Origin of the sequence: Gayadomonas joobiniege G7 (assembly GCF_000300815.1) — a bacterium.
Taxonomy (GTDB): Bacteria; Pseudomonadota; Gammaproteobacteria; order Enterobacterales; family Alteromonadaceae; genus Catenovulum; species Catenovulum joobiniege.
Map to the genome: position 1 here is coordinate 187397 of NZ_AMRX01000003.1, position 24700 is coordinate 212096.

The following is a 24700-nucleotide window of genomic DNA, read 5'->3' on the forward strand; positions in this document are numbered from 1 at the left end:
GCGTTCAGCGTGTAATAGAATAACTTTAGAACGCCTGTTGGATAAGGTAAAGACTTTACTTATGAATTATATGCATAGATGTCATAGGCCAGGGATGGCAAGATAAACCGTACTCCACAATTGGGCCGCATTTGACTCAGATTTGTGGCCACTAGTCTGCCCAAAGGGGACTATTTCGAATTGACCTTGTTTGTATTCCCATGTCCATAACTCACTGTTTTTTATATCATCGGTATTTTTAACCACTTGATAGAGTCTTGTTTGTGCGGTTTTAAGCTGCTGCATAATATTTGCCGGTAAGTCCGAACGTTGTAGCTGCTTGTTGACGCCAGACAGCATTAGAGCTTGTTGCCAAGACCAAACCACAGCACCATGGTAATAGTGGTTTGTGAATATCTCCCGCGTTTTTTGATTTGCATACACAGGGTTGGCCACCAAAACGCCCGCATCAGTGATTAGACCGTATGGATACGGCTTAAGGGCAGTCTTTAACAAGAGTTTTAATTCTTGGGCACTTGGTTGTTGGAATAAAAGTGCAAAACCAACATCCGAATGTATCACTGGCACAGGTGACCCGTCTTCCATCAGTGCCAAAGCGTAAAAGCTCTCATCACTGGCGTTCGCTTGCGCTAACTCAGGCTCAATAGCGGCCTCTTTGGCGTAGACTTTTAACGACTCAGCGGCTGTTGATGCCTTGACTTCTTGTTTAAAATGTAGCGGTGCTTGCTGGTACCAAGTTTGATAAACTTGCTCAATGTTAGCAAAGGATTCACTGCCAATAAGAGGACCAACGATAGGATCTTGTAACAAAGTTTTGATTGCGTTCAGTGCAGCAGGAACAAAAACTGCATTTATATTATAGGGGTAACGACCATATCCTAAGCCTTCGTGGCTGTCACGCCATTCACCAGTCAAGCTACCCGGCTTTAATGCAATTAAATTATCAAACTTTGGATCTTTGGCATAGGCGAGAGCGCTTTGATAGACAAATGCCAAGTTCTGTTTAAGTTGTTCGGCATAAGTTTTCCCATTAAAAGCTGTTTGTTGTAAAAATGCTGATAGCTCGGCGTCACTGAGAGATTGAGAGGCGATATAGTCTGCAAAGATAGGGGCTAATAGGTAGTTATCATCTACCATCTTATAGTCAAAACGAGGTTGGTCTGTTTTACCTTTGCCATCATGATGATTATGAATGACGGCAAATTCGCCTAAATCTTCTTCATGAGCAACTTCTCCGGCGTCGTTTACACGACTTAATACAGAGCCTAAGCCTGCTAACATAGTTTTGTCCGACAAAACAGGCATAAGTAGACGGACAGATAACAGAGTATCACGGCCAAAATAGGTTAAAAAGCGCCATGAACCGGCAAATAATTTCTCTTCATAAGATAAAAACGCCAATAACTGCTGGGTGCGGTAATCACTGGCTCGTTCAGTTTTTAGTACATCGTCAACCTCGATTGGAGTTAAGGGGCTATTCGCCAGCGCACTGGTGATTTCAAACGCTAGCTTTTTTCCGGCATCAGCAGTAAATACTACTTTTCCTTGCCGCTCAGCAATCGAGCCATTGATGACTTTAATTTTTAATTGGTACGCGCTTTGATTATCGAGTCGCTCGCGATACCAAGTCACTGTATCTTTCTCTATTGTTTGCTGGTTTACGATCGTCTCTGGGACTTTTTCTGTCCATAAATAGTCTCGTAATATTCGAATATTGCTCAAAACCGGCATTTTTACGGTTAGTTCGCTGGCATTGCTTTGCGTCTGCCAGCGTACGCCTCTTAAGGTATGTCCATTTTCATCTTGCTCTATGACACCGCTGCGGTTTGGATCTTCAGTCCAGCTAACGTCTTGCGAAGTGGGTTCAAACCAAAGCCCTGTGCCACTGTTATCTGCGGCAAAAGCAACAATTAAGCGAGGATTGTGACCACCGGTTAAGATGGAATGTGTCGCAATTTCATCGTTGCGATAAAATTGGTTTAAGGCTTTTCCTTCGGTTAGTGCAAAGCTTAACTCAGCTGGTTTACTGACTTTTTGTTCTGCGCGCGAGTTTTCGTTTGAGCTCGTTGGCAGTTGTGCTGAAGTACAGCCGACCATTTGCAGTAGTGAAAGTGAAACAGCACAGCTGGCTGCTAATTGGGTAAGTTTTAAAGTGGGTATTTTCAACATAATAAGCACCTTGTTAGAGGGTAAATTAACTTGGATAGAGTAAGCTTTAAACTGATGATTTAAAAAGCTTTTCCCATGAATAAAATAGAGGTCAACATGAATAATATTGATGCGTTATAAACTCGCTTTGTAGTTTTGTGGTGTGTTCCTAATCGATGCGTGAATACGTGTGTTTTGTAAGCTTTGTTGCACATAATCGGTTTTGTTTTTTGGCTCATTTGCAATCGCTTGCAGAAGTTGCCAATGATCCGGTAAAACCTTTTTGGCTTTTTCGTAGGCGCTTTGAGTCTGCATAAAAATGCGTTGAGCAAAGGCTTCTCTGCGCGCTGAAAGTTCTGTCGGTTTTGAACTTTGTTGCATACCAAAATAAATAAATTGATAGCTGGCGTGATCAAAAATGCTATGCAAGTTTTGCAAATCGTAAATGTCGGGTGGGCAGGCTTGCCATTTTTTATGTTTCTCCAGCAACCAGTCAGTCCAACTTGAGGTATTCTGGTTATCTCGCCAGAATTGAGTCTGCTTGCGTTGACTTAAAATATAGTGAAATTTCACAAAATGGATTGCGTGCTGATAGTGTTGGCACATAAGTCTATTGAACTCATCAGCACATTCGGCCTGATTGAAATAACCAGGCAACATAGCTGCTAATGCCCATACAGCTTGCTCTACTAGGTGTATGCCGGTGCTTTCGAGAGGTTCTATAAAACCGCCCGCTAAGCCTATAGCGACACAATTTTGTAACCAAGGTCTGTTTCGATAACCAACAGGAAAAGTGAGTTTTTTTAACTCTGTCGTTTCAGGCACAGCCAAATGTCGACAGAAGTCGCGTTTGGCTTGCTCGTCACTGGTATGTTTGCTGCTGTATACGTAACCATTGCCAGTCCTTGTCATAAGTTCGATTTGCCAAGCCCAGCCGCTTGGCATGGCGGTCGACAAGGTGTAGGGTTTACGGCTTTTCCGATCAGCTGGCGTTTGGCAGACAAGCGCACTATCGCAAAATAATACATGGCTTTGATCGTTAAAGTCTTGCTGGTCGATAGTCTTGATAAGAGAGGCTTTAAAGCCGCTACAGTCAATAAAAAAATCACCTTGTATACTACGCCCATCAGCTAAACTCAAAGCGTGGATTTGTTTATTGGCCGTCAGCTCAACTTTTACAACTTGTGCAATTTGATGCGTCACACCGCGGGCAAGTGCAGCCTTTTTTAAACTAGCGGCCAGTTTGCCAGCATCCAAATGGTATGCGTAAGGCAGGGGGGCATCGTACTGACGATCATGCATTGTTTTTGGGGCTTTATTTAAACGAGCCAATCTATATTGGATCCCAACCGCGTCAATAAAGTCTCGTTTGAGTGGATCTAGTCCTTTTAACCAGTATTGTTCTAAGCCTTCGCTACCAGCCCTAAGCGGACGTTCAAATGGATTAAAGTAAGCATGCTCTTGATTTTCTGAAAACCAATTTTTAAACAAGATACCTTGTTTAAAAGTGGCATCTGTCATTTGCATTATTTCAAATTCGTTGAAGCCTATATCAGCTAGCGTTGCTCGGATCGATGGTGTGGTGGCTTCCCCGACACCAATAGGTAAAATATCTTGGCTTTCGATTAAGCTGATAGACAATCCCGAGGCTTGTTTTGAACCTAAGCGTGCAGCTAAATAGGCAGCTGCTAACCATCCTGAGGTGCCGCCGCCAACAATGATTATCTTTTTCATAGGTGACCTCCAATGATAGGCGAGGGGTAGGAAAGTTCCATACCCCGATTAAGTTAGAAGTCGTAGGTCAGACTAAAAACGAAGTTTCTGCCAGGAATTGAGCGGGCTAAAAATACATCTGAGTCAGAACCGTCGGGACGTTCAATAAAGCCGTCTCTCGGGTTGCCTTCTGACAAGCCAATTTCATTGGTTAGGTTGTTTGCATTGATATTAAAGGTGAGATCTTGGTTTATAAACCAGATCGCACCCGCATCAATCGTTTGGTACGATGGGAGTGTGATGCTGTTGCCTGTGTCGGAAAAACGGTCGCCCATATATTGGGTGGAGAAATAAATCTCGCCGATATCGTCAGGTAAGGAGTAACTTGCCGATAATGTATAAGTGGCTTGTGGAGAGCGTGGCGGTTCCAGATCATCGACGCGTGTCAATAAGTCACCTAATGCATCTAAATTACCTTCTTGGTATTCAAGTTGACTCAAGCCCCCCGTTTGGAACATACCGACAACATCAAATCTGAGTACGTCTAATGCTTGCCAACTTAAATCAACTTCAACACCGGTAATATCGAATGCACCGGTCGCGCGGACAAAGTCAGTGAATCCACGAGTACCTGTTTCGTAGGAAAAGTCAGAATACTCACTGCGAAATAGTGTCATTGAAGTTTGTAAGCTATTGTTTTGGTAGCGGATACCCAGCTCGGTAAATTTAAGTTCAGAGGCATCATTCCAAAAAGCATTCATATTATGGGCGTTTACGTAGCGACCATAAACGGCTGTATTGTCATCTAATTTGTAGTTACCACCAATAGTCCAAGTAACATCAGATTCTTCGCCACTACGAGTTAAGTAGGTAGTACCTGTGCCACCTATCACATAGTTATTGGCGATAATGTTATCTGTGTCATTGCCTTGTGCATCAAATGCACCAGCAATTTCAGTTTGACTATACCCTTGTCGTTCTTTTGAGTTTCCTTCTAAAGTTTCGTATCTCACCCCGAAGTCCAAGCGGAAATCATCGTTTACTTGATATTCGTCATTGACATAAAAAGAAGTTGATCTGCGATTCTCATGTGCGGCAGATTCCCCCCATGCGCCATAACTTAAGACACCATTTTCTGTCAGGTAACCAACGACCTCGTTATCGTCATTTAACGCAACTAGGTCCAATCGTGAAGGGTTATTAGTTACCTCGCTTAAAAAGGTATTCATTCCCGCCTCACCGCGTTCAAAACGCGTATCAAAATATAAGATACCAGCCGAGAGCGCGTTATTGTCGGTTTCCCAAGTTAATTTGATGTCAGAGACAAACTCCTGAGTTGTATCCCAAGGAGAGCGACTGATACCATTTACCAATAAGCCATTTTGGTTTAATGTTGCTAATTCAGAATCTGAGTAGAGATAGCCACTGGAAACCTCTTGCAAACCTGCTCGGACGGCTCCATCGCTAGAAAAGCGATCTAACATAGCTTGTACATCATCGTATTTGCTGGGATCTATTCTATCAACAGCAGGTACTAAGCTTGAGTTACCTTCGCTAAAAACGGCATTCGCGACAAATTTATGATCTATGTATCGGCTGTTCACATTCAGCTTGAATTCGTCACCAATGTAACGCTCCAAATAAAAGCCAAGCTGTGTTGCTTCAGTTGCAAAGCCTTCTGTGAGGTCATGGGTCACGACAGAGGGAGCACCTGAGTTTTCGGTTGTTCGGCCTATCATATAAGAATTATCTGCACTCAGGAGTGTACCTTCTAGGGCATCAAAACCAGCAATAGCTTGTGGATCGTTAAAGTTTTTGAATGGTGTTGGTAATAAAAAGGTGTTGTGCTCATCGACTATTTTGGCGGTAAACCCAAATTTACCCTCTGCATCTCTTCGCTCTAGTCTAAATTTCATCTGACCACCGCGGTCAGCTGTGAACTCGGTATCTCTAACCGCATCCGAGACGCGGTAATAACCACCGACAGAAGTATACCAGTTGGCTCCTAGTGGAGCTCCATAATAGAGTTCGAGCTTTTGGGTATTGTAATCTGAACCAGTGAATCTGATGGTTCCTTCTGCCTCATCAGCAATGCGACGTGAAATGAAATTAACAGCTGCGCCAGAGCCTTGTACGGTTACAATGCCAGAGGTCCCGCCGCGCAGGGCTTCTACTCTGTCCATAGTAACATCGTATTTGACAATTGCATCAACCAAGCCATTAGAATATTTCACCGGTAGTCCATCTTCTAAAATTTGGACGAACCTTTGACTGCCACCAGGCAGACCTCGAACTAGGTAATTGTTAGAAACTTCGCCACCTGTATCTTCAACGACAAAACCTGGGATTAGTTCTAGAACATCGGCAGTAGAGCGTGGCGCTTTTCGTATTAGGTCGGCTTCATCGATCAAGGTTATAGCAACGGACGACTCTAACTCTGTGCGAGTTGCAGAACTGGAGCCAGTTACAATAATGGTCTCTGCCATTTTCTTTTTCGCTGGTTTTTTTTCTGCGTCGTCTGTGGCAGCGACTGCATTGTTACTGAAAGTTAGCGCAGCAGTGACTGCTAAGCTGCACGCGGATCTGAAAAATAAAGTTTGCATGATTATCTCCAGTGATAAAAATATAATAACTGCCGTTACTGTTATAAGGCTTGTAACTAGACTAATCGCTGGTAGATAATTTGTTAATTAATTGTTCATGAATAAAATTGAAGGCTGTATGATTTAAATTAATACAGCCAAATTGAATGATGTTTTAGCCTTGTGCTAACAATTCACGCAGGTCAATTAAAGCCGCATTCGCGCGTGAGATGTAATTGGCCATGACGAGACTATGATTGGCTAAAAAACCAAATCCACTGCCATTTAAAATCATTGGACTCCAGATGGTTTCTTGCGTGGCTTCTAACTCACGTATGATTTGGCGCAAGCTGACAGTGGCATTCTTTTTTGCTAACACGTCCGCAAAATCAATTTCTACGGCTTTTAAAAAATGGATGAGCGCCCAGGCAGTGCCTCTCGCTTCATAAAATACATCATCTATTTTCCACCATGAGGTTTGGTTGTTGTTGGTTGGCGCTTCAAGTTTTGCACCTTTTGCGGACGCATCGCCGGCCAAGTTAACATTAAAGTATTCTTTACCGACACTGGCGCTGAGTTTTTGTGAAGTGGAACCTAAGCGTTTTTCAACTTCTTTTAACCAGTCTCTTAAATTATCTGAACGTGAATAAAATTGGCCATCTTGAGGGTTATTGTCAATTAAACGAGCGCGGTAGGAACGAATGGCGTTCAGTGCTTTTTTGTATTCACCTTCTGCGCTTGGCCAAGCCCAGCTTGTAGAGTCTATGTTTAACTGTGGCTGGGCAAGTTTTAAGTCTTTATCTTCTTCGGACTGTGATTGAGATCGGCTAAAGTCTTTACGCAGTGCCAGTGCCATGTCTCTAACTTGTTCAAGCACACCAAATTCCCAAGCTGGCATATTGTCCATTAATACCCCAGGTGGCAGCACATCGTTAGATAAATAGCCGCCGGGTTTGTTTAGTAGTGTATTGGTAACCGATAACAAGGCGGTGCTGGTGGCATAACCTGGAGTCTGATGGGATTGTGTCTGACTTCTAATATCTATTATTTCAGGCTCTTGACTCCACCATAATGCGATCACCCATAACAATAACAATATAAAACCAACGCCTGTTAGGCTCCAACGAAGTGTATTTTTTTGCATACTCCCCCCTAATGATGTTTGTGATCTTGATGGCCGGAGCCCATCGAAATATGTTTGGTAATTTGCGCCGTCACCTGGTATTTATTGCGATCCTCATCGTATAAATATAGTTGTGCTTGTTTTAATTTGTGCCAGTTTTTTTGCAAAGAAAATAGCATTAAATGAAAACTGCCTGGTTTAAAGTGCAGGGTTTCGCCGGCTTTAATGGTAACAGAGTCCAGTTGGGCCATTTGTGCCATACCATCTTGCATTGTATGGGTGTGGAGTTCAGCGTACGGAGAAATATCGCTGGCAGCTGCGGTAATTGTTATATCTTCACTCCCAGTGTTTTGCAATGTGAAATATGCGGCTGTTTGACTTTGTGTGGCTGGCAATAATCTGATTTTAGCATCAGTTACGCTGAGCTCTGCATAAACAAAGGCCATGGTAGAAAAGTATATAGAGACAGCAATGAAGATTTTTTTCATCATAATTCCTTAATAACCTTGAATGATTGATTGTAAATTGTCAGGTAAATTTGTTCGCCAGCTACCGGCGACAGGATTAGGTAAAATAAACCATTGTTCGCCAATCAGTGACCGATATTGTTGCAATTGTTTTAGCCGGCTCTCGGATGGTAGTGAAGTCATATCGGGGATCATTTGGTTTAAATCATCCGCTACTATCATGAGTACTAGATAGCGCTGTGCAATAAATTCACGTCGACTACTTTGATCAGCCCCCCATTCAGCATATTCATTTTGAAAAAACATCTGATTACGTGGGAAATTAAGTCCAAGTTTTTTTAACATCGCCAGTGTTTGTGTTTTAGCAGGGCAAGGATCTCTGGGGGTGTCACGGCAAATACGGTTTGAAATCAAAAGGACCCGGACATTAAGCTGGGTGGCTTTTTTGATTAAATTTAGCGCTTCGGGTAATAGAGGGGCAGATTCTGTGGCAGCCCACTGGGTAAAACGTGATTCGGTATTTGATTGCCTGTGTTTAATGAGCTGACCTTGATAAGCACTGGTACTAATTAGTGTATCGTCTAAATCAATGAGTAATGCTTTGGGTAAGTTTGCACTGTTTTTTTGTTGTAGCTGTTCAAGTAGAGCGGTTTTATTTAAACGCACTAATAGCGGCAATTTAGCGGTGGCAGTTTTATACGTTTGCATCACATTGGCTTGGTATTCGGCCGAGGTTTGCATCCAAGCGACTGCGGTTGTATTTGGGGGTTGGGCTTGGGCGGTTAACGCGAATAACGTAACTATAAACACAGCAAATACGCGCATAATGGTTACCTAAGCTAAACAGGGATGCTTAAATCATAAAGCCAATATAGTTAAAATTAAAGTAAAACAAAAACTAAACGGGCCGCATTTGCGGCCTGTGTGAGATTATTAATTATCTAGTGCTTGTCCGATTGGAATGCGTCTGGGTTTTAATGCCTCGGGTACTTCACGGTACAAATCTATGTATAATAGGCCCTTGTCCATATGCGCGCCGCTGACTTTAACTTGATCACCAAGCTGAAATTTACGTTCAAAATTGCGCTCAGAAATGCCTTTATAAATAAATCTTTGCTCGTCATCTTGGTTATTTTTATCTGCTCGGCGGCCTGTGATTGTGAGCGTGTTTTTTTCTAAATTGATATCTAATTCACTTTCGTCAAATCCGGCCACTGCTAATGTTATTCGATATTTATCTTCGGCGGTTGCTTCAATATTATAGGGTGGATAACCCGCTGCTTTTTCGGTTCTGGCAGCCGAATCCATTAAATTGGCTAAATGATCAAACCCAATAAAAGAACGGTAAAGTGGTGTGAAATCTAAGTTTTTCATTTGCATATTCTCACTATTAAGCAATATGTTAAAGTTAATCAGTCCCCATTTGGGCGACTGCTGAGGTGACCCGCAAGCGGCGTCTTAATAATAAATAGGGGTAAGCAATAAGATTTCAAGGCGGGATTTATAAAATAATGCAAAAAATATAAAAAACGGCGCCGCAGCGCCGTGTTTGTGCTTAGCTGAAGATCGCTGGCTAATCCACACCAGTAATCTGCTAGTGGCTAGCCGTTACTCAGCTAAGTTTTTAAAGCGAGTTTTATTAAGCTTTTTGAGCACGCTCAAAAGATTCAACAATTTCAGCTTTAGCGGCTGCGGCATCTTCCCAGCCTTCAACTTTAACCCATTTGCCTTTTTCTAACTCTTTGTAGCGCTCAAAAAAGTGCGTGATTTGAGATTTTAATAACTCAGGCAAATCATTGACGTCTTTTACGTCATCATAAATTTTAGTTAATTTGCTCACTGGTACTGCAACGACTTTGGCATCTTCACCTGATTCATCGCTCATTTTTAATACACCCACTGGACGACATTTGATAACTGCACCTGGTACTAATGGGTAAGGGGTTGGCACTAATACGTCAACTGGGTCGCCATCTAATGATAATGTATTGTTTACAAAACCATAGTTACATGGGTAAAACATTGGTGTGGCCATAAAACGGTCAACCCAAACGGTTCCAGTATCTTTATCAACTTCATACTTAATGGGATCAGCGTTGGCTGGAATTTCAATAATTACATTAATTTCTTCTGGCAGGTTTTTACCTGCTGCTACATCAGATAAGCTCATAAGGTGTCCTTATTAATATGGTTTTATAAAAATTGGCTTTATTATAACGTCACAGGCTAAAATGGCGAATTAATTTAACTCGGATAGTAGATAAGATGAAAAGTTACCGTTTAGTAATAGATTGCCCAGATCGTGTGGGTATAGTCGCCGCTGTCTCTGGCTTTTTGGCTGAACAAGGCGCCAACATTGTTGAGTCTAATCATCATACCGACAAGCAGGCAAATTGGTTTTTTATGCGTAATGAAATTCACGCAGACTCTATCAAAATGCCACTTGAGCAATTTAAGCAGACGTTTGCCGAACTCGCCAATCGTTTTGAATTAAATTGGAAGCTGGTGGATTCATCAAAAAAACAAAATGTTATTTTAATGGCCAGTAGAGAATCTCATTGTTTAGCAGATTTATTGCATCGATGGCACAGCGGAGAGTTGGATTGCAATATTGTGGCTGTGATTGCTAACCACGAACATTTACGTCAAATGGTGCAATGGCATGGTATCCCTTATCATTATGTGCCGTTTCCAAAAGATAATAAACAAGCTGCGTTTGACGAAGTGCGTGAGCTAATTCTATCGTACGAAACAGACAGCATAGTGTTAGCCCGCTTTATGCAAATTTTTCCAGACAGCTTATGCAAAGAGTTTGCTGGCCAGGTGATTAATATACACCACAGCTTTTTGCCATCGTTTATTGGCGCTAAACCCTATCACCAAGCTCACGCTCGTGGCGTAAAGCTAATTGGGGCAACTTGTCATTATGTCACTGGCGACTTGGATGCGGGACCTATTATTGACCAAGAAATTATTCGTATCTCTCATCGTGACTCAGTTGATGATATGGTTCGAAAAGGAAAAGAGTGTGAAAAACAAGCACTTGCTCGTGGGTTACGTAACCATATTGAAGACAGAGTTATCATCAATGGCAACAAAACAGTGGTCTTTGATTAAACCTGAATGACTTGTCTGACGCTTATTCGAGGCTTGCCTGGATCAGGTAAGTCCACACTGGCCGCTAAACTGGCAAAACAAACGGGTGCGTATCATTTGGAAGCCGATCAATATTTTATTGATGGTAATGGCCATTATCGGTTTTCAGCGCGCCAGTTAAAGGATGCGCATCTGTGGTGTCAACAGCAAACTGAGTTAAAGTTAAAGCAGCAAGATGTTGTTGTTGCTAATACGTTTGTTGAACATTGGGAGATGCTTGCGTATAAAAGAATCGCCATAGCGCAAGCAGCTGATTTTTGTGTGCTGGTTTGTCGAGGCAGTTATGCTAATCAGCATCAAGTGCCACCGGCCACGCTTGCTTCAATGCGTCGCAGGTGGCAAGACTGAATTAAAATAAATCAGGGGTACGCTTTTTGCGGCGTGGCATTAGCGCTAAAATATAGCCAATCAATAAACTCGTAACGGCTAAAATACCGCCTTTAATCAACCAGTCCATTTTAATTTTTTCCTGGCTTTCAGCATCGGCTTGTTTGAGTTTGTTTAGTTCTGTTTCGGCTGCATTGAGCTTAGCCTGCAATGTTTTGCTATCTTGTGTATAGCGAGATAGCTGGGTTTGTAAACTGGCTTTTTCGCTGCGCTCACCCTCTAAAAGTGATTCTGTTTGTGCTAAAACGCTTGTTTTTTCTTCTAATGCCTCGCGGGTGCGCTCAAAAGCTTGCTGTAAACTTTCATCAGTAGAAATATAGCGGCTTTCTATCCAGCCTGTTTTTTTTTCATTGCCATATTCTATTTGACTAAAACTGCCGTCTTCTGACCGTTGTAACAACTTTATCGGGCTGCCAGCAATTACAGTATCAACAATACGGTAATTTCGGGTGGGGCCGGTGTGAACAAATACAGTTAATTCGTCTGAGATATAAGCTGTGTCTGTTTGATTATCAGCTGCTTTCGCCACCGTGCAAAATACATAGATAAAAAAAATAAAAATAGTCTGTTTCATTGAGGCTCCACATGCTTATTGGGTTAAGTCTTGTTAGATTTGAAGCGTCTATTTAAAACTTTATTGCAAAAAATTACTAGGGGTCTGTTCACTTTGTTCGAATATATTAACTTTTCCGGTTGCAAAACTTGAACTAAATCGCATGCTCAGGTATTTTTGCTTAACCTGAATATATTTCGCATACTGCGAGAACAAATTTGAAACCCACCCGTTTATGGATACAGAAATAGAGTTAAAATTTGCCGTAGCCTCTAATGATGACGAGGAAGGCGAACCCGCACCCGTCGCAGGGTTGATTGAATCTCTGTTAGCCCCTTACTTGCAAGTGCAAGGCAATGTACAAAAACGTTTAATAAATACCTATTTTGATACGCCAGAGCAAAAGCTAAGGGCGTATGATTGTGGACTGCGTGTACGAACCCGAGATGATTATGTTGAGCAAACCTTAAAAACCGCTGGTAGCTCGATAGGGGGCTTACATAAACGGCCGGAATTTAACATTCAAATTAACCATAACACCCCTGACTTAGATTTGTTTCCAGCCGAGGCATGGCCAGAAGGGGTCAATGTTGCAGAGTTACAGGCCGAACTAACGCCTTTGTTTACGACAGACTTTACCAGAACCACTTGGCGTGTGGTATTGAATGGCAGCGAAATCGAAGTGGTGTACGATATAGGTGAAGTGGCCGCACAAAACAGTCAGCAAGCTATCCATGAAATTGAAATGGAACTCATCGACGGTGATATGCGAGAGCTATTTAACCTAGCTGAGCAACTGCTTGATGAATTACCATTACGCTTGTCTAATGACAGCAAAGCAGCACGTGGTTATCGACTATTTTTAGGGCAAACGCCAGCCGATAAACCTGCTTTAGGTGTGGTTGATGTGCAACCTGACATGGACGTGGAAACTGCGTTTTCACAGGCTATCCAGCACGGTTTAGGGTTTTGGCAGTACCATGAAGAAAACTATGTCAGCCAGGGCAAAATTAAAACATTGCAACGAGTTTTGCTTGGTATCTGGTTAGTGCGTCACACGTTATGGATGTATCGAAGTTTTATTCCTAAAAAAGCATCGACCGAAATTCGAAAAGAGTTGAAATGGCTCAGCAGCCAATTTGACTGGTTAGACGAGGCGTTACATGTCAAACAATTAACCTCAAAAAAAGGCAATTACCGTAAACGCATTGGTGAGGATGAAAAGCTTTTAGCTTATTTAGAAAAAAGCTTTGAATCACAAGTGCAAGAAAACGCAGTGATCCCTTTGTTTTACAGTGCGCGTTATAACCGTCTTATTCTAAAATTAATGCGTTGGATCATAGAGCGCGGCTGGCGTTGTTATAGCGAGATTGAGGAGCAAAAATTAGCGCAAAATATCGCCACAGTGGCGAATGAGCTTAACCAGCAAAGTTGGATAAAGATTCAAAAGCAAATGCCGCTGAAAAAAGAGTTTGAGTTGGCTGATTATATTGCATCAGAGCGACCGATTAGCCGAGGTTTGTTAACAGGCGCTTGTGTTGGCAACCTATACGACAGTGAATTGCGAGAGAATTTCCGCTCACCTTGGTTAGATATATTGCAAGGTATTTCAGATCTCAAAACACTGAATTTGTTTATTTATTATCTAGAAAACTACCGCGAAGATAATGAAGCTCAACTACGCAGTTGGGGCGAGAACAAAATTGCAAAGCTGGTTGAAATTATGGAGCAGTCTCGCCAATCAGCGTTAAAAATGTCACCCTATTGGTAATTTATTGATCAGCGGCTGCCGATTGGCAGTTGCTGCATAAACCATGAACCTCTACGGTCTGTTTTTGGATTTCAAAACCATTATTGTCAGCGGCTTCTAGCAGCGCTTGGTGTATGGTTTTATTATCAATTTCTTTAACAAAACCGCAGCTATCACATATCAATAATTGAGCTTTATGTTGTTTACTAAAGTGGCTGCATAATACATACGCGTTTTGCGATTCAACTTTATGTACGAAGCCTTGTTCAATTAAAAAGTCAAGTGCGCGATAGATTGTTGGTGGTTTGGCTTTTGCATCGACCGCTTGCAATTGATTAAGCAAGTCATAAGCGCCTACGGCACCTGGTGCAGCGGCTAAAAAGCTAAATACTTGCTCACGAACCGGAGTAAATCTAGCGCCGTTTTCTAAACATACGGCGCGCGCTTGCTTGAGTAATTGCGATTCTGTCATGCTAACCTTGAGTTGATGATTTTAATACTGGCGTATCTTACCCGAATTTAAAAAAAATATTATCTAGTTATGAATAAAAAATTTACTTTTGATATAACTCTAGTGGTAAACCATCCGGATCTTTAAAAAAGGTAAATTGTTTACCTGTGAGTTCATCAACCCGAATGTCTTCCACTTCAATACCTAGAGCAAGCAAATTCTGTTTAGCCTGGCTCACATCGTCTACTTCAAAAGCTAGATGCCGAAGGCCCTGGGCTTCGGGTTGGCTGGGACGCGCGGGTGGGTTAGGAAATGAAAATAGCTCAATTTGGCTATGTTCATTTATCGCGAGATCCAGTTTATAGGAGTCTCTATGTTCGCGGTATGTTTCGGCTACAATTGGCAGGCCTAAACACTCATGGTAAAAGTGTTTAGATCTTGCATAGTCCGAACAGATAATGGCAACATGATGAATTTTGTTCAATTTAAGCATAATTTATTCAAAATGAGTCTTAACACTAGCAGCAATTTCAACGGCATTTTTGATTGCTTGCTCAATAGAGTCTGCGCGGTTTAACGCGACGCCTAATCGACGGCGACCATCAATCGATGGTTTACCAAATAAACGAATTTGGCTCTTTGGGTGTGCCAGCGCCATTTCTAAACCACTATAGGCAATGTCATTTGAGTGGCCTTCGCGTAAAATAACGGCAGAGGCTGCAGGTCCATATTGTTCTATACTATGCACTGGCAAGCCTAAAATCGCACGTACATGCAGTGCAAACTCTGACAAGTCTTGCGAAATCAGGGTGACTAAACCAGTGTCATGCGGGCGTGGTGATACCTCACTAAAAATCGCTTCATCACCTTTAATAAATAACTCGACGCCAAATAAACCATAGCCACCTAATTCTTTAACCACGGTCTGGGCGATATGTTGAGCGTTTTTAATGGCTTCAGCAGACATGTTTGCTGGCTGCCAAGATTCACGATAGTCACCGTCCTCTTGGCGATGGCCAATGGGGGCGCAAAAATGAATGCCATCAGATGCACTGACAGTTAATTGAGTAATTTCGTAATCAAAATCCACAAAACCTTCGATAATGACCCGGCCTTTTCCGGCCCGGCCACCTTCTTGGGCGTACTGCCAAGCAGCTTCAATCTCGCTGTTGTTTTTTAATAGCGACTGGCCTTTGCCTGAAGAGCTCATTACCGGCTTTACAACACATGGCGTGCCAATTTTTTCAACGGCAGCGGCAAAGTCTTCATAGTTGTCAGCAAATGCATAACTTGATGTGGGGAGCTTTAATGTTTCGGCGGCTAATCGGCGAATGCCTTCGCGGTTCATAGTTAATTGAGTCGCCCTTGCCGTGGGGACGATTTTTTGCCCTTGCTGCTCTAATTTTGCAAGTGTATCTGTCGCAATGGCTTCAATTTCAGGTACCACTAAGTCGGGTTTATGCTCTAGGATCAGTTGCTCTAAAGCTTCGCCATCAAGCATGTCAGTGACAAAACTATGGTGGGCGACTTGCATTGCTGGTGCATTGGCATATCGGTCTACGGCGAGTACTTCGACACCGAGTCTTTGCAGCTCGATGGCCACTTCTTTGCCAAGCTCACCACAACCTAATAACATGACTTTAGTGGCACCTGGTGCTTTGGCTGTTCCTATTAACATAGTGCTTACCTTTTAAGTATCAATTTCTAATTGTTCAATAATATATAAAGCTTCATCTCGATTATTGCCACAAATTTGTGGTTCCGCCTGAAACTCACGACACACTTTGGGCCTTTCTGGCTGGCCAAAAATTTTGCATTGATATTGGCTGTCTAATTGCACACAAAGCTCACCGGCTTTTTTACCGTTTGGCATGCCGGGAATTTTTGATGAAATTGAAGGTGCGATACAGCAAGCACCACAATGGGCACGGCATTGCATTTTTTATGCACCTCCTAAATACAAAAATAGCCAGGCTAAGCTGGCTATTTAATTTATGCTGGATACTCGGACGACTTAAAGTTCGCCCATCGCATTACGAAGTTTTTTCATTGCATTCGCTTCTAGCTGACGAACACGCTCCGCTGAAACGCTATATTTTTGCGCTAATTCTTGCAAAGTGATTTTATTGCCATCGTCTAACCAGCGAGCTCGGATGATGTCTTGACTGCGCTCATCCAAAGTTGCAATGGCGTTTAATAAACGCTTGTTTGCGTGGTTTTCCCACTGATTATTTTCTACCGATACCGCAACATCAGAGTGGCTGTCTTCCAAAAATTGCGCCGGGGCAAAGTTGCTAGAGTCATCATCGTCATTGCCTAAATCAAAAGCTTGATCCTGGTTGCTCATGCGATTTTCCATCTCTAATACTTCACGACGAGAGACACCTAAATCATCAGCAACTCGATCAACTTCCGAGTTATTAAACCAACCTAAACGCTTCTTGGACTTACGCAAGTTAAAAAACAATTTACGCTGGGCTTTAGTGGTCGCAACTTTAACAATGCGCCAATTTTTTAAAACATATTCATGAATTTCGGCTTTGATCCAATGCACTGCAAAAGAAACCAAACGCACACCGACAGTTGGATCAAAACGCCTAACCGCTTTCATTAATCCAACGTTACCTTCTTGAATTAAATCGGCTTGCGGTAAACCATATCCTGCGTAACTTTTAGCAATGTGAACCACAAATCTTAGATGCGACATAATTAATTGCTGTGCCGCTTCTAGGTCGCCTTCGTTTACAAGACGTTCAGCTAAGCTTTTTTCTTGTTCCGCTGTTAATACCGGAATACTGTTGACTGACTGTATATAGGCATCAAGGCTACCCGTTTGTGGGACTAGCATAAGTTGTGTTGATGCTGTAGTGGCCATGTTTAACTCCAGTTGTGCTATATGTTGCTTATCCGTTGGTTATTTTATCACTGCTGATAACGCAGCTCAATTACCTGAATATTGACTTTTACTTATTGAGTCTCAAAAGTCAAATAAGTTCAAGCAATAAATAGAACCTAGCTGCCTGATTGACGAAAATTCGTGCGTTTATTTGCATTTTTATTAACGTCAGCGGCCACCAATTCGATCAGTTAGTGGCACGCTATTTTTATCTATCAATTTTCAAAATAGGTATAACCTTCCAAGCCATTTTTTAATAATAGATATAAAGCGTCTTTTTGCTCGTCAGTTAACTGACTTGCAGCTAAATGCTGCTGGTACATTTCTAATAAGCTGTTTTTCTGAAAATGCACGGTCGCTAATACGGACTCTGCGGTATCGCCGTGTAAAATCCGGTTGATTTTCAACTGTCCTCGAGCGTTAAACTCTATATGTGCTGAATCCGTATCGCCGAACAAATTATGCATATCGCCTAAAATTTCTTGATAAGCACCTAACATAAACATGCCTAAATAATAAGGTGTTTCGGGACGGTAAGGCGGCACAGGCAGGCTAGTTTCGGTACCCATGCCGTCGGCATACTGTTTAATCTGACCATCTGAGTCACAGGTAATGTCTTGGATAATCGCTCTTTGTGTCAGTGGCTGGTCAAGTTGACTCAGTGGCAGGACCGGAAAGATCTGCTGAATTCCCCAAGCGTCAGGCAACGACTGAAATAAACTGAAGTTTGCAAACATTTTTATTGCCAGTTTTTCGTCAAGTTCATCTTTGATAAGGCGATGAGCACGGGCTTTATTGTCAAGCTGTTGTCTGACCAAAGCAAGGACCGAAAAGTATAATCCCTCAAGTTCGGCCCAATGAGACAATGAGTATAAACCTAAGGTAAACTTTTGCTGTGCTTCGCTAAAATAATGCACAGCGTCATGATAAACCTCTAACGCATTACGTGGTGATAAATGATTGACTAGTGCGGCCATTTCTTGCGTTTCACTGGGGGCGTCGGCCGCTAATTTAAATGGCGGTAGTTTTTGTGTCGGGGCTTCTTGATCAATAAGGTTCGTAATCAAAACAGCATGGTGTGCGGTCATCGCTCGGCCAGATTCGGTGATAATGTCTGGGTGTGGCAGTTGGTATTGTTGGCAAACTTCGTTTAAACCTGCCACTATATTGCGTGCATACTCATGCATATCGTAGTTTGTAGAACAATGACTACGAGAGCCACTGCCCTCATAATCAACACCGAGACCACCACCGACATCCACCAAATTGATCGGGACCTGCATCAGCCTAAGCTCAGCGTAATAGCGAGCGCATTCGCGAATTGCAATCTGAATATCGCGGATATTGGCAATTTGAGATCCGATGTGAAAATGGACCATGTTAAAATAAGCCAGTTTGTCGGCTTTTTTAATCAGTTCAATCGCCTGTAACAATTGCTCAGCGGTTAACCCAAATTTACCTTTTTCGCCACCTGAGTTTTGCCAACGCCCACGGCCAGTTGAATTCAAGCGGATCCGGATGCCAATAATAGGGCAGGCTTGCATTTGTTCACTGGCGGCTAACAAAAGTTTTAGTTCAGATACCTTTTCGATGACGACATGCACTTGATGTCCCATCTGCTGACCAGCGATCGCAAGTTGTAAAAATTCTAAATCTTTATAACCGTTGCAAACAATGGTCAGTTTTTTGGTACTACTACCTAAGATGGCTAATAACTCAGCTTTACTACCTGCCTCTAACCCTAATTCGACAGGGCTGGTTAACAACTGCTCAACGACACTGTGCTGCTGATTCACCTTTATCGGGTAAACGGGTGTATAGCAGCCTTGGTAGTGATGTTGTTTGATGGCATGTTCAAATGCATTGTGTAAATTGACAACACGATCGCTCAGTATGTCGGTGAAACGTAATAAAACAGGTAAACGTAAACCAGCTTCTTGCAAAGATTGAATGATTTGAGTAAAAGGTACTTGTTGCGCTGGTTGACCTTTGGGTTGGGCCACTACCTCTCCGTGCTGGTTTATATCAAAATAACCATCGCTCCAGTTATTGATATTATAAATCTGCTTGGCGTGTTCGGTATTTTTTACTGACATACAAAATTAGACCCAAAAAAAGTCGCCTAGTGTAAAGCGATTTATCTTATATCGCTATATTTTTTGTACGCTTGTTGTTAGTTATTGATTCGTTGCTAGGCTGATTAACCTTTGAGCTAGTCTGATTGGATCATAATAAGGAATTGAGGATTCACTAATCAAAGGGTAATTTAATAATTGTACGCCTTGGGATTCAACTTGGGTGAGTCGCTCATTAGACATATTTAGCATGTGATCTTTATCTAACAAAACAAAATTTAATAAGTCATTTGAGTGTGTTTGTTCGCCACAATCACGCCGTAAATAATTTAATAAAGTTGCAACACAATCAGGTAAACGTAAGCCAATTTGTTCAGGATCTTCGCTTAGGTTGGGAATATACACCTTATTACAACGTGCATTCGCGACCGCTTTACCTATCCCGCTGGGCAATAAATTAGCTATGATACTTGAATAAAAACTGCCGGGCGGAAAACAAATTAAATCGGCTTGCTCAATGGCTTGAAGGATATGATGGGCAGCATTAAAGCTGTGTGTGATCGAGCCACTCGCAGCATCTGCTAAATAAATATTGTAGATTTTTTCGTTTAATGGCGCGACTTCTTTCCCGGTTAAGTTATGCTGCCCATGTATGACGGAGCCACCAGCCATTTCGGCAATTAGATCATAATAACCATCTAAGCTAGGTAAAATATTGCCCCGTAATTTTAGCAGCCGACTAAAAATATTTATTGTCGGTTGCAGTTGTTTGTTCGTTTGCAGGTAACCTGAGGTGATACAAATATTACCAAAACTGGCGTTACGCAAATCAAATTCTGATGGTATCTGATCGATAAAATAAGCAATATAGTTGGCTAATAATATGCGATTTTCGGTTGACAGCATGGCATATACAGGGTGTTGCGGGGCTGCCATTTTAAAAAAATCTTGTTTTAATTGTGCGGGATTGGCTTGGCGGGCAAATCTTAGCCCTAAAATTTTTTTTAAATGAGCAACTTCGCTATCTCTATCATCTGCCAGTGCTAACAAGCGATTGCGTATATCGCCAACGGCAGGCATATTAAATACGCGCCGTAATTGCGCTGAACATCCGCCAGAGTCAAATGTAGTAATGATATGAGTACTGTTAGGCGCAAAATGTTTGAGCGCATAACTGAACTCCGCCAACGCTGACCCACCGCTAAAAAATAAAATTTTAGCCGAGCTCTGGCTGGGGTTGGGATATTGCTGATATAGGTCCTTCATGCCCAATAAACTCTTTTAAGCTGTAATTAAAGTTGCGCCACGCTAAATGAGCATAATAACAGCAAGTGTTTTAAAAGGTAAACTGGCATTTTCAATTACTGCAACTTATCTCATATTGGGTATAATATGTGCTTTACATTGCAGCAGACAGGAATTAAATGAATTTATTTGGCTGGCAACGGGCGGTAATCAAAGTGGGCAGTGCGCTGATAGCACCAGAAGGCGGTCCTTGCAGCGGACAATATTTACTTTCAATCGCTCGATATATCAATGAGTGTCGACGACTTAATCGCGAAGTTGTTTTAGTTTCCAGCGGTAGTGTTGCTGCAGGTAGAAGTTTAATCGCGCATGGTGAAATTCCATCCATTGCCGAAAAACAGGCGATGGCTGCAGTAGGCCAGACAAAAATGATGGCGAACTGGTCGCGTTTTTTTGATTTTCCTTGTGCGCAAATTTTATTGACTCATGAAGACCTAGCTGACCGTCGCCGTTACGTCAACATTAAAAACACCATACGCGAGTTATTGAATAATGGTATTTTACCCATAGTTAATGAAAATGATTCTGTTGCGACGCAAGAATTAAAAGTAGGTGACAACGACAATTTAGCCGCTTTAGTCGCGCAAGTTTCAGATGCAGATCTCTTGATGATATGCAGCGATATTGACGGTTTATATACGGCTGATCCGCGTACTCACGCTGATGCCGAGTTGATTCCTCATATTAAAAAGATAACGCCACAAATATATGCGTTAGCCGGTGGTACCACGAATAAAATTGCCACAGGTGGGATGCGAACCAAAATAGAAGCGGCTGAAAAAGCGACATTAAATGGTATTCACACGTTAATTGTGAATGGTCGTAACGGCCAGGTTTTTGATCGTTTATTGCAAAATGAACTGCTTGGCAGTTGGTTTGAACGTCAAGCAAGTCCAAAAAAAGCGCGCAAATACTGGTTGCAGCATACGCTGAAATCGCATGGTGAAATCCAAGTTGATCTGGGGGCTCAAGCGGCGTTAAGTAAAAAAGGTGCGTCTTTGTTGTCAATAGGCATTCAAGCCGTTCGTGGCAAATTTAATAAAGGCGATGCGGTGTTAGTATGCGCGCCCGACGGCACCCCTTTGGGCAAGGGCATCAGTCAGTATAGCGCGTTAGAACTCGCAAAAATAAAAGGTATTCAAAGTCGCCAGATAGCCGACATTTTGGGGTATTGTCCGAGTGACGTGGTCATTCATAGAGATGATCTTGTGTTAATTTAAAGGTAGGTAGCATGACATTTTCAATTGCAAAAATGGCTAAAGATGCACGTAAAGCGTCGCATTCGGTGGCTAATCTAAGTACAGCAAAAAAAGACGCCGCGTTAAAAGCGATGGCGGATAAACTCATTGAAAGAACCGAATTTATTATTGAAGAAAATGAACGTGACTTAGCGGCAGGCCGTGAAAACGGGTTAACTGACGCTATGATAGATCGGCTTAGATTAACACCGCACCGAATTCAAGAATTAGCCAACGCTTTGATAGAAGTGATCAACTTAACCGATCCCGTTGGTAGCATTTCGGATATGAAAGTACGACCTAATGGCATGCGTGTTGGCCGTATGCGTATTCCGTTGGGCGTGATTGCAATGATCTATGAAGCACGTCCGAATGTAACTGCTGAAGCTGCAGCTTTATGTTTAAAGTCGGGCAACGCTGTGATTTTGCGGGGTGGAAAAGAAGCATTGCATTCTAATTTAGTGATCGCTGAATGTTTACACGAAGCATTGTTAGAACAGAACATAGATCCTAATGCAATTTCAGTTGTTCCAGACCCAGATCGAGCTGTGATGAACGAATTAATGACACTAAGCGAAGATATTGATCTGATTATTCCACGGGGTGGTGAAGGTTTGATTCGTTTTGTCACTGAAAATAGCCGTATTCCTGTGATTCAGCACTTTAAAGGCGTCTGCCATCTATATGTTGATCAATTTGCCGATCTTCAGGTTGCTATGAACTTGCTTATTAATGGAAAAACTCAGCGAACAGGGGTCTGTAACGCGCTCGAAACTTTATTGGTAGACGCCCAAGTTGCGGCAGAGTTTTTGCCGGCGGTAAACCAAATGGCATTAGAAAAAGGTGTTAAAATCCATGCTTGTGAAAACAGTATTAGCTATTTTGAGCAAGCGGTGCCAGCCACTGAAGCGGATTGGGAGGCTGAGTATTTAGCGTTAGAAATCGCAGTTAAAGTAGTAAACAGCTTTGATGATGCTATCAGCCACTTAGAACAATATAGCTCGGGCCACACCGAAGTGATCTGTAGCCAAGACTATAGCCGTGCAAACGAGTTCATCCGTCGGGTCAATAGTGCTGTGGTTATGGTTAACGCCTCATCTCGTTTTTCTGATGGCGGTCAATTAGGTTTAGGGGCAGAAATAGGTATTTCAACTTCTAAGCTGCACGCATATGGTCCTATGGGTTTAGAAAGTTTAACGACTCAAAAGTTTATTGTGATGGGTGATGGGCAAGTTAGATCTTGATTGAGTGTTAATTTAACGTTAATATAGCGCCTCTTTTTAACAGTCTGTAGTTATTTTGTAACTGGACTGGTTTAAATGGAGGTTCTATATGGTTAATAAAATATTTTTTATAGGCTTAGGAATAACTATCTTATGTCTATCTGCCTGCAGTAAAATCACACCTGATAATTATGCCAAACTCGAAGTTGGTATGAAGTTTGCTCAAATAGTTGCAATTCTTGGTGAACCCGTACAATGTAGCGCCTTGGATCAAGGCCGTTTTTGTTACTGGGGCGACCAGGGTACCCATATTAAAGTGGCTTTTGTTGGTGACCGAGCAACTTTGACGTCACAAAACGGATTAAAATAACTTTTTACTTTTTTTCGCGTATGCTATACCGTCGAGTTGACCCAATTTAACGGAGTATAGACGTGGCTAAGATATATAGTTTCCTACTTATTTTTATTCTTTTTTGGTCCTTTCCAAGCAAGGCTCAAAGCCCTACACAAATGAGTTTAATGGCGCCTGAGCAGGCTAAAGTATTATTATTAATGTCTGAGCATAAAGTGGCTAAATGGCCTGCGTTTAAAGACATTACACAACATGCCGCCGAACAGCTTAATTTAAATTTAATGATTGAAGAACTCGCACCAGGCGAGCAAGGGCGTTTTGCTTACATTAGCAAGTTGCAATCATTAATCCTTAGCCATCAACCTGACTATTTAATTGCCCTGTTTACCCAAGAAGTTGAAAAACAGATCATACGTTTGGCAACTGAGAATAAAGTCCATTTTGTCTCACTTGACATTGATATGCAGGACAAAAAACTAAAAAAAATTGGTTTACCCACTCAAAACGGACGTTATTGGATTGCGCATTTAGCGCAAGACCATGAGCAAACAGGGCGCATGATAGCCGAACGTTTATTAAATCTGGCCAAACAAAATAAGCTCACTGAGCGTGAAATTGAAATGATGGCACTGGGCAGTAACAAACATGATACGGCAGGTCGACAGCGGCAAAATGGCTTGTCACAGGTAATGCAAGCAAACGAAAAAGTTTATTTAAACCCAGTGATGCATAGTAAACTTGATGTCGCAGAAGCCATTAAACAATCACAAGTTTTACTCAAAGCGAAAAAAAATATCAACCTAGTTTGGACTGCCGATGTCGCGTTAGCAAAAGGTGTATATGAAGCCAAGCGGTTGTTAAATGTTAATCCAAAGCACTTTTTATTAGGCTCTGTGGGCTGGCAAGAACCTGCATTCGAACTGGCCGAGCAGCACCCTGGCTTTTTTTCGTTTGGTGGACAAAGCGCCTATGGCGCTTGGGCTATGGTATTGATTCACGATCACTTTTATGCAGAACCTTTTCCAGCGAACCAGTCTACAGTAATACATCCATCTTTGAGTTTATTAAATCATCAAAATGCACAAGAAGTGAAAACATGGTTTGATAAAAAAGGATGGTTAGACACCAATTTTCGTAGTTATACCCAATCAGATAATAATTGGGTAAAAGAAAAAGGTTATAACTTTATTTTACCGCTGTAATTTAAACAGCATTGTTGGGCGGGCTTGTAAATTCCTCGTGCGCCCAAATATCTGCTATTACGCTATTTGCGCAAAACAA

At 42.1% G+C, this 24700-nt stretch carries 23 protein-coding genes; 7 read left to right on the forward strand and 16 right to left on the reverse strand.

Translation table 11 applies throughout. The features are described 5' to 3' along the window. Positions 1–81: 81 nt before the first annotated feature. The 8 genes from C727_RS18010 to ppa form a co-directional block, all read right to left on the reverse strand. Positions 82–2169 carry a hypothetical protein gene (locus tag C727_RS18010; protein ID WP_017444503.1) on the reverse strand — a complete coding sequence of 696 codons (2088 nt, stop codon included), beginning with the start codon at positions 2167–2169 and terminating at the stop codon, positions 82–84. A gap of 114 nt (positions 2170–2283) precedes the next feature. Next, a complete protein-coding gene (locus C727_RS18015; RefSeq protein ID WP_017444504.1) occupies positions 2284–3882 on the reverse strand; it encodes a tryptophan halogenase family protein in 1599 nt (532 codons plus the stop codon). A 53-nt stretch (positions 3883–3935) separates the two neighbouring features. Then, positions 3936–6464 (reverse strand): TonB-dependent receptor domain-containing protein, encoded by a 2529-nt coding sequence (locus tag C727_RS0104860; RefSeq protein WP_017444505.1) that lies wholly within the window; start codon positions 6462–6464, stop codon positions 3936–3938. Positions 6465–6618: 154 nt separating this feature from the next. Next, positions 6619–7587, reverse strand: a complete 969-nt coding sequence (locus tag C727_RS0104865; RefSeq protein ID WP_017444506.1) for a DUF2333 family protein — start codon at positions 7585–7587, stop codon at positions 6619–6621. 8 nt (positions 7588–7595) lie between these two features. Further along, positions 7596–8054 (reverse strand): copper chaperone PCu(A)C, encoded by a 459-nt coding sequence (locus C727_RS18020; protein ID WP_017444507.1) that lies wholly within the window; start codon positions 8052–8054, stop codon positions 7596–7598. A 9-nt stretch (positions 8055–8063) separates the two neighbouring features. Then, a complete protein-coding gene (locus C727_RS0104875) occupies positions 8064–8858 on the reverse strand; it encodes an HAD family acid phosphatase (protein WP_017444508.1) in 795 nt (264 codons plus the stop codon). A gap of 108 nt (positions 8859–8966) precedes the next feature. Continuing rightward, the gene (locus tag C727_RS0104880; RefSeq protein WP_026052569.1) at positions 8967–9407 is read right to left on the reverse strand and encodes an Hsp20 family protein; all 441 of its coding nucleotides are present in this window, start codon (positions 9405–9407) and stop codon (positions 8967–8969) included. 265 nt (positions 9408–9672) lie between these two features. After that, positions 9673–10203, reverse strand: a complete 531-nt coding sequence (ppa, locus tag C727_RS0104890) for an inorganic diphosphatase (protein WP_017444511.1) — start codon at positions 10201–10203, stop codon at positions 9673–9675. A gap of 95 nt (positions 10204–10298) precedes the next feature. Between ppa and purU the strand changes: the two genes are divergently transcribed. Continuing rightward, complete coding sequence (purU, locus tag C727_RS0104895) at positions 10299–11150, forward strand: formyltetrahydrofolate deformylase (protein WP_017444512.1); 852 nt, start codon at positions 10299–10301, stop codon at positions 11148–11150. A 6-nt stretch (positions 11151–11156) separates the two neighbouring features. Continuing rightward, a complete protein-coding gene (locus C727_RS0104900) occupies positions 11157–11537 on the forward strand; it encodes an ATP-binding protein (protein ID WP_017444513.1) in 381 nt (126 codons plus the stop codon). 1 nt (position 11538) lies between these two features. On the opposite strand, the gene C727_RS0104905 is transcribed toward C727_RS0104900, so the two are convergent. Then, complete coding sequence (locus C727_RS0104905; RefSeq protein ID WP_017444514.1) at positions 11539–12150, reverse strand: TIGR04211 family SH3 domain-containing protein; 612 nt, start codon at positions 12148–12150, stop codon at positions 11539–11541. A gap of 214 nt (positions 12151–12364) precedes the next feature. Here C727_RS0104905 and C727_RS0104910 point away from each other — a divergent pair, with 214 nt between their 5' ends. After that, the gene (locus C727_RS0104910) at positions 12365–13900 is read left to right on the forward strand and encodes a CYTH domain-containing protein (protein WP_017444515.1); all 1536 of its coding nucleotides are present in this window, start codon (positions 12365–12367) and stop codon (positions 13898–13900) included. Between the two features lies 1 nt (position 13901). Here the strand turns inward: C727_RS0104910 and zur are convergent, their stop codons facing one another. From zur to C727_RS18025, 7 genes are all read right to left on the reverse strand, one after another. Beyond that, positions 13902–14351 carry a zinc uptake transcriptional repressor Zur gene (gene zur, locus C727_RS0104915; RefSeq protein ID WP_017444516.1) on the reverse strand — a complete coding sequence of 150 codons (450 nt, stop codon included), beginning with the start codon at positions 14349–14351 and terminating at the stop codon, positions 13902–13904. 82 nt (positions 14352–14433) lie between these two features. Then, positions 14434–14823 carry an SMU1112c/YaeR family gloxylase I-like metalloprotein gene (gene gloA2, locus C727_RS0104920; protein ID WP_017444517.1) on the reverse strand — a complete coding sequence of 130 codons (390 nt, stop codon included), beginning with the start codon at positions 14821–14823 and terminating at the stop codon, positions 14434–14436. 3 nt (positions 14824–14826) lie between these two features. Next, positions 14827–16008 (reverse strand): formate-dependent phosphoribosylglycinamide formyltransferase, encoded by a 1182-nt coding sequence (gene purT / locus C727_RS0104925; protein ID WP_017444518.1) that lies wholly within the window; start codon positions 16006–16008, stop codon positions 14827–14829. Positions 16009–16020: 12 nt separating this feature from the next. Then, positions 16021–16269: a YkgJ family cysteine cluster protein gene (locus C727_RS0104930; RefSeq protein ID WP_017444519.1), complete on the reverse strand. Its 249-nt coding sequence runs from the start codon at positions 16267–16269 to the stop codon at positions 16021–16023. Between the two features lie 75 nt (positions 16270–16344). Beyond that, positions 16345–17205, reverse strand: coding sequence for an RNA polymerase sigma factor RpoH (rpoH, locus tag C727_RS0104935; protein WP_017444520.1), 861 nt, complete (start codon positions 17203–17205; stop codon positions 16345–16347). Positions 17206–17441: 236 nt separating this feature from the next. Then, positions 17442–19322 (reverse strand): biosynthetic arginine decarboxylase, encoded by a 1881-nt coding sequence (gene speA / locus C727_RS0104940; RefSeq protein ID WP_017444521.1) that lies wholly within the window; start codon positions 19320–19322, stop codon positions 17442–17444. 81 nt (positions 19323–19403) lie between these two features. Then, positions 19404–20567, reverse strand: coding sequence for a GAK system CofD-like protein (locus tag C727_RS18025; protein WP_017444522.1), 1164 nt, complete (start codon positions 20565–20567; stop codon positions 19404–19406). Between the two features lie 158 nt (positions 20568–20725). Between C727_RS18025 and proB the strand changes: the two genes are divergently transcribed. The 4 genes from proB (at position 20726) to C727_RS0104965 (ending at position 24621) form a co-directional block, all read left to right on the forward strand. Then, positions 20726–21826: a glutamate 5-kinase gene (gene proB / locus C727_RS0104950; RefSeq protein WP_017444523.1), complete on the forward strand. Its 1101-nt coding sequence runs from the start codon at positions 20726–20728 to the stop codon at positions 21824–21826. An 11-nt stretch (positions 21827–21837) separates the two neighbouring features. After that, entirely contained in the window at positions 21838–23088 is a 1251-nt protein-coding gene (locus tag C727_RS0104955; protein WP_017444524.1) for a glutamate-5-semialdehyde dehydrogenase, read from the forward strand. Between the two features lie 88 nt (positions 23089–23176). Continuing rightward, on the forward strand, positions 23177–23437 hold the full coding sequence (locus C727_RS0104960) for a hypothetical protein (protein WP_017444525.1): 261 nt from the start codon (positions 23177–23179) through the stop codon (positions 23435–23437). 140 nt (positions 23438–23577) lie between these two features. Next, the gene (locus C727_RS0104965) at positions 23578–24621 is read left to right on the forward strand and encodes a substrate-binding domain-containing protein (RefSeq protein ID WP_017444526.1); all 1044 of its coding nucleotides are present in this window, start codon (positions 23578–23580) and stop codon (positions 24619–24621) included. Positions 24622–24700: the final 79 nt, after the last annotated feature.

Coding starts and splice junctions, on each gene's coding strand:
- C727_RS18010 (WP_017444503.1), bottom strand. CDS start 2,169: ATGTTGAAAATACCCACTTTAAAACTTACCCAATTAGCAGCCAGCTGT.
- C727_RS18015 (WP_017444504.1), bottom strand. CDS start 3,882: ATGAAAAAGATAATCATTGTTGGCGGCGGCACCTCAGGATGGTTAGCA.
- C727_RS0104860 (WP_017444505.1), bottom strand. CDS start 6,464: ATGCAAACTTTATTTTTCAGATCCGCGTGCAGCTTAGCAGTCACTGCT.
- C727_RS0104865 (WP_017444506.1), bottom strand. CDS start 7,587: ATGCAAAAAAATACACTTCGTTGGAGCCTAACAGGCGTTGGTTTTATA.
- C727_RS18020 (WP_017444507.1), bottom strand. CDS start 8,054: ATGAAAAAAATCTTCATTGCTGTCTCTATATACTTTTCTACCATGGCC.
- C727_RS0104875 (WP_017444508.1), bottom strand. CDS start 8,858: ATGCGCGTATTTGCTGTGTTTATAGTTACGTTATTCGCGTTAACCGCC.
- C727_RS0104880 (WP_026052569.1), bottom strand. CDS start 9,407: ATGAAAAACTTAGATTTCACACCACTTTACCGTTCTTTTATTGGGTTT.
- ppa (WP_017444511.1), bottom strand. CDS start 10,203: ATGAGCTTATCTGATGTAGCAGCAGGTAAAAACCTGCCAGAAGAAATT.
- purU (WP_017444512.1), top strand. CDS start 10,299: ATGAAAAGTTACCGTTTAGTAATAGATTGCCCAGATCGTGTGGGTATA.
- C727_RS0104900 (WP_017444513.1), top strand. CDS start 11,157: ATGACTTGTCTGACGCTTATTCGAGGCTTGCCTGGATCAGGTAAGTCC.
- C727_RS0104905 (WP_017444514.1), bottom strand. CDS start 12,150: ATGAAACAGACTATTTTTATTTTTTTTATCTATGTATTTTGCACGGTG.
- C727_RS0104910 (WP_017444515.1), top strand. CDS start 12,365: ATGGATACAGAAATAGAGTTAAAATTTGCCGTAGCCTCTAATGATGAC.
- zur (WP_017444516.1), bottom strand. CDS start 14,351: ATGACAGAATCGCAATTACTCAAGCAAGCGCGCGCCGTATGTTTAGAA.
- gloA2 (WP_017444517.1), bottom strand. CDS start 14,823: ATGCTTAAATTGAACAAAATTCATCATGTTGCCATTATCTGTTCGGAC.
- purT (WP_017444518.1), bottom strand. CDS start 16,008: ATGTTAATAGGAACAGCCAAAGCACCAGGTGCCACTAAAGTCATGTTA.
- C727_RS0104930 (WP_017444519.1), bottom strand. CDS start 16,269: ATGCAATGCCGTGCCCATTGTGGTGCTTGCTGTATCGCACCTTCAATT.
- rpoH (WP_017444520.1), bottom strand. CDS start 17,205: ATGGCCACTACAGCATCAACACAACTTATGCTAGTCCCACAAACGGGT.
- speA (WP_017444521.1), bottom strand. CDS start 19,322: ATGTCAGTAAAAAATACCGAACACGCCAAGCAGATTTATAATATCAAT.
- C727_RS18025 (WP_017444522.1), bottom strand. CDS start 20,567: ATGAAGGACCTATATCAGCAATATCCCAACCCCAGCCAGAGCTCGGCT.
- proB (WP_017444523.1), top strand. CDS start 20,726: ATGAATTTATTTGGCTGGCAACGGGCGGTAATCAAAGTGGGCAGTGCG.
- C727_RS0104955 (WP_017444524.1), top strand. CDS start 21,838: ATGACATTTTCAATTGCAAAAATGGCTAAAGATGCACGTAAAGCGTCG.
- C727_RS0104960 (WP_017444525.1), top strand. CDS start 23,177: ATGGTTAATAAAATATTTTTTATAGGCTTAGGAATAACTATCTTATGT.
- C727_RS0104965 (WP_017444526.1), top strand. CDS start 23,578: ATGAGTTTAATGGCGCCTGAGCAGGCTAAAGTATTATTATTAATGTCT.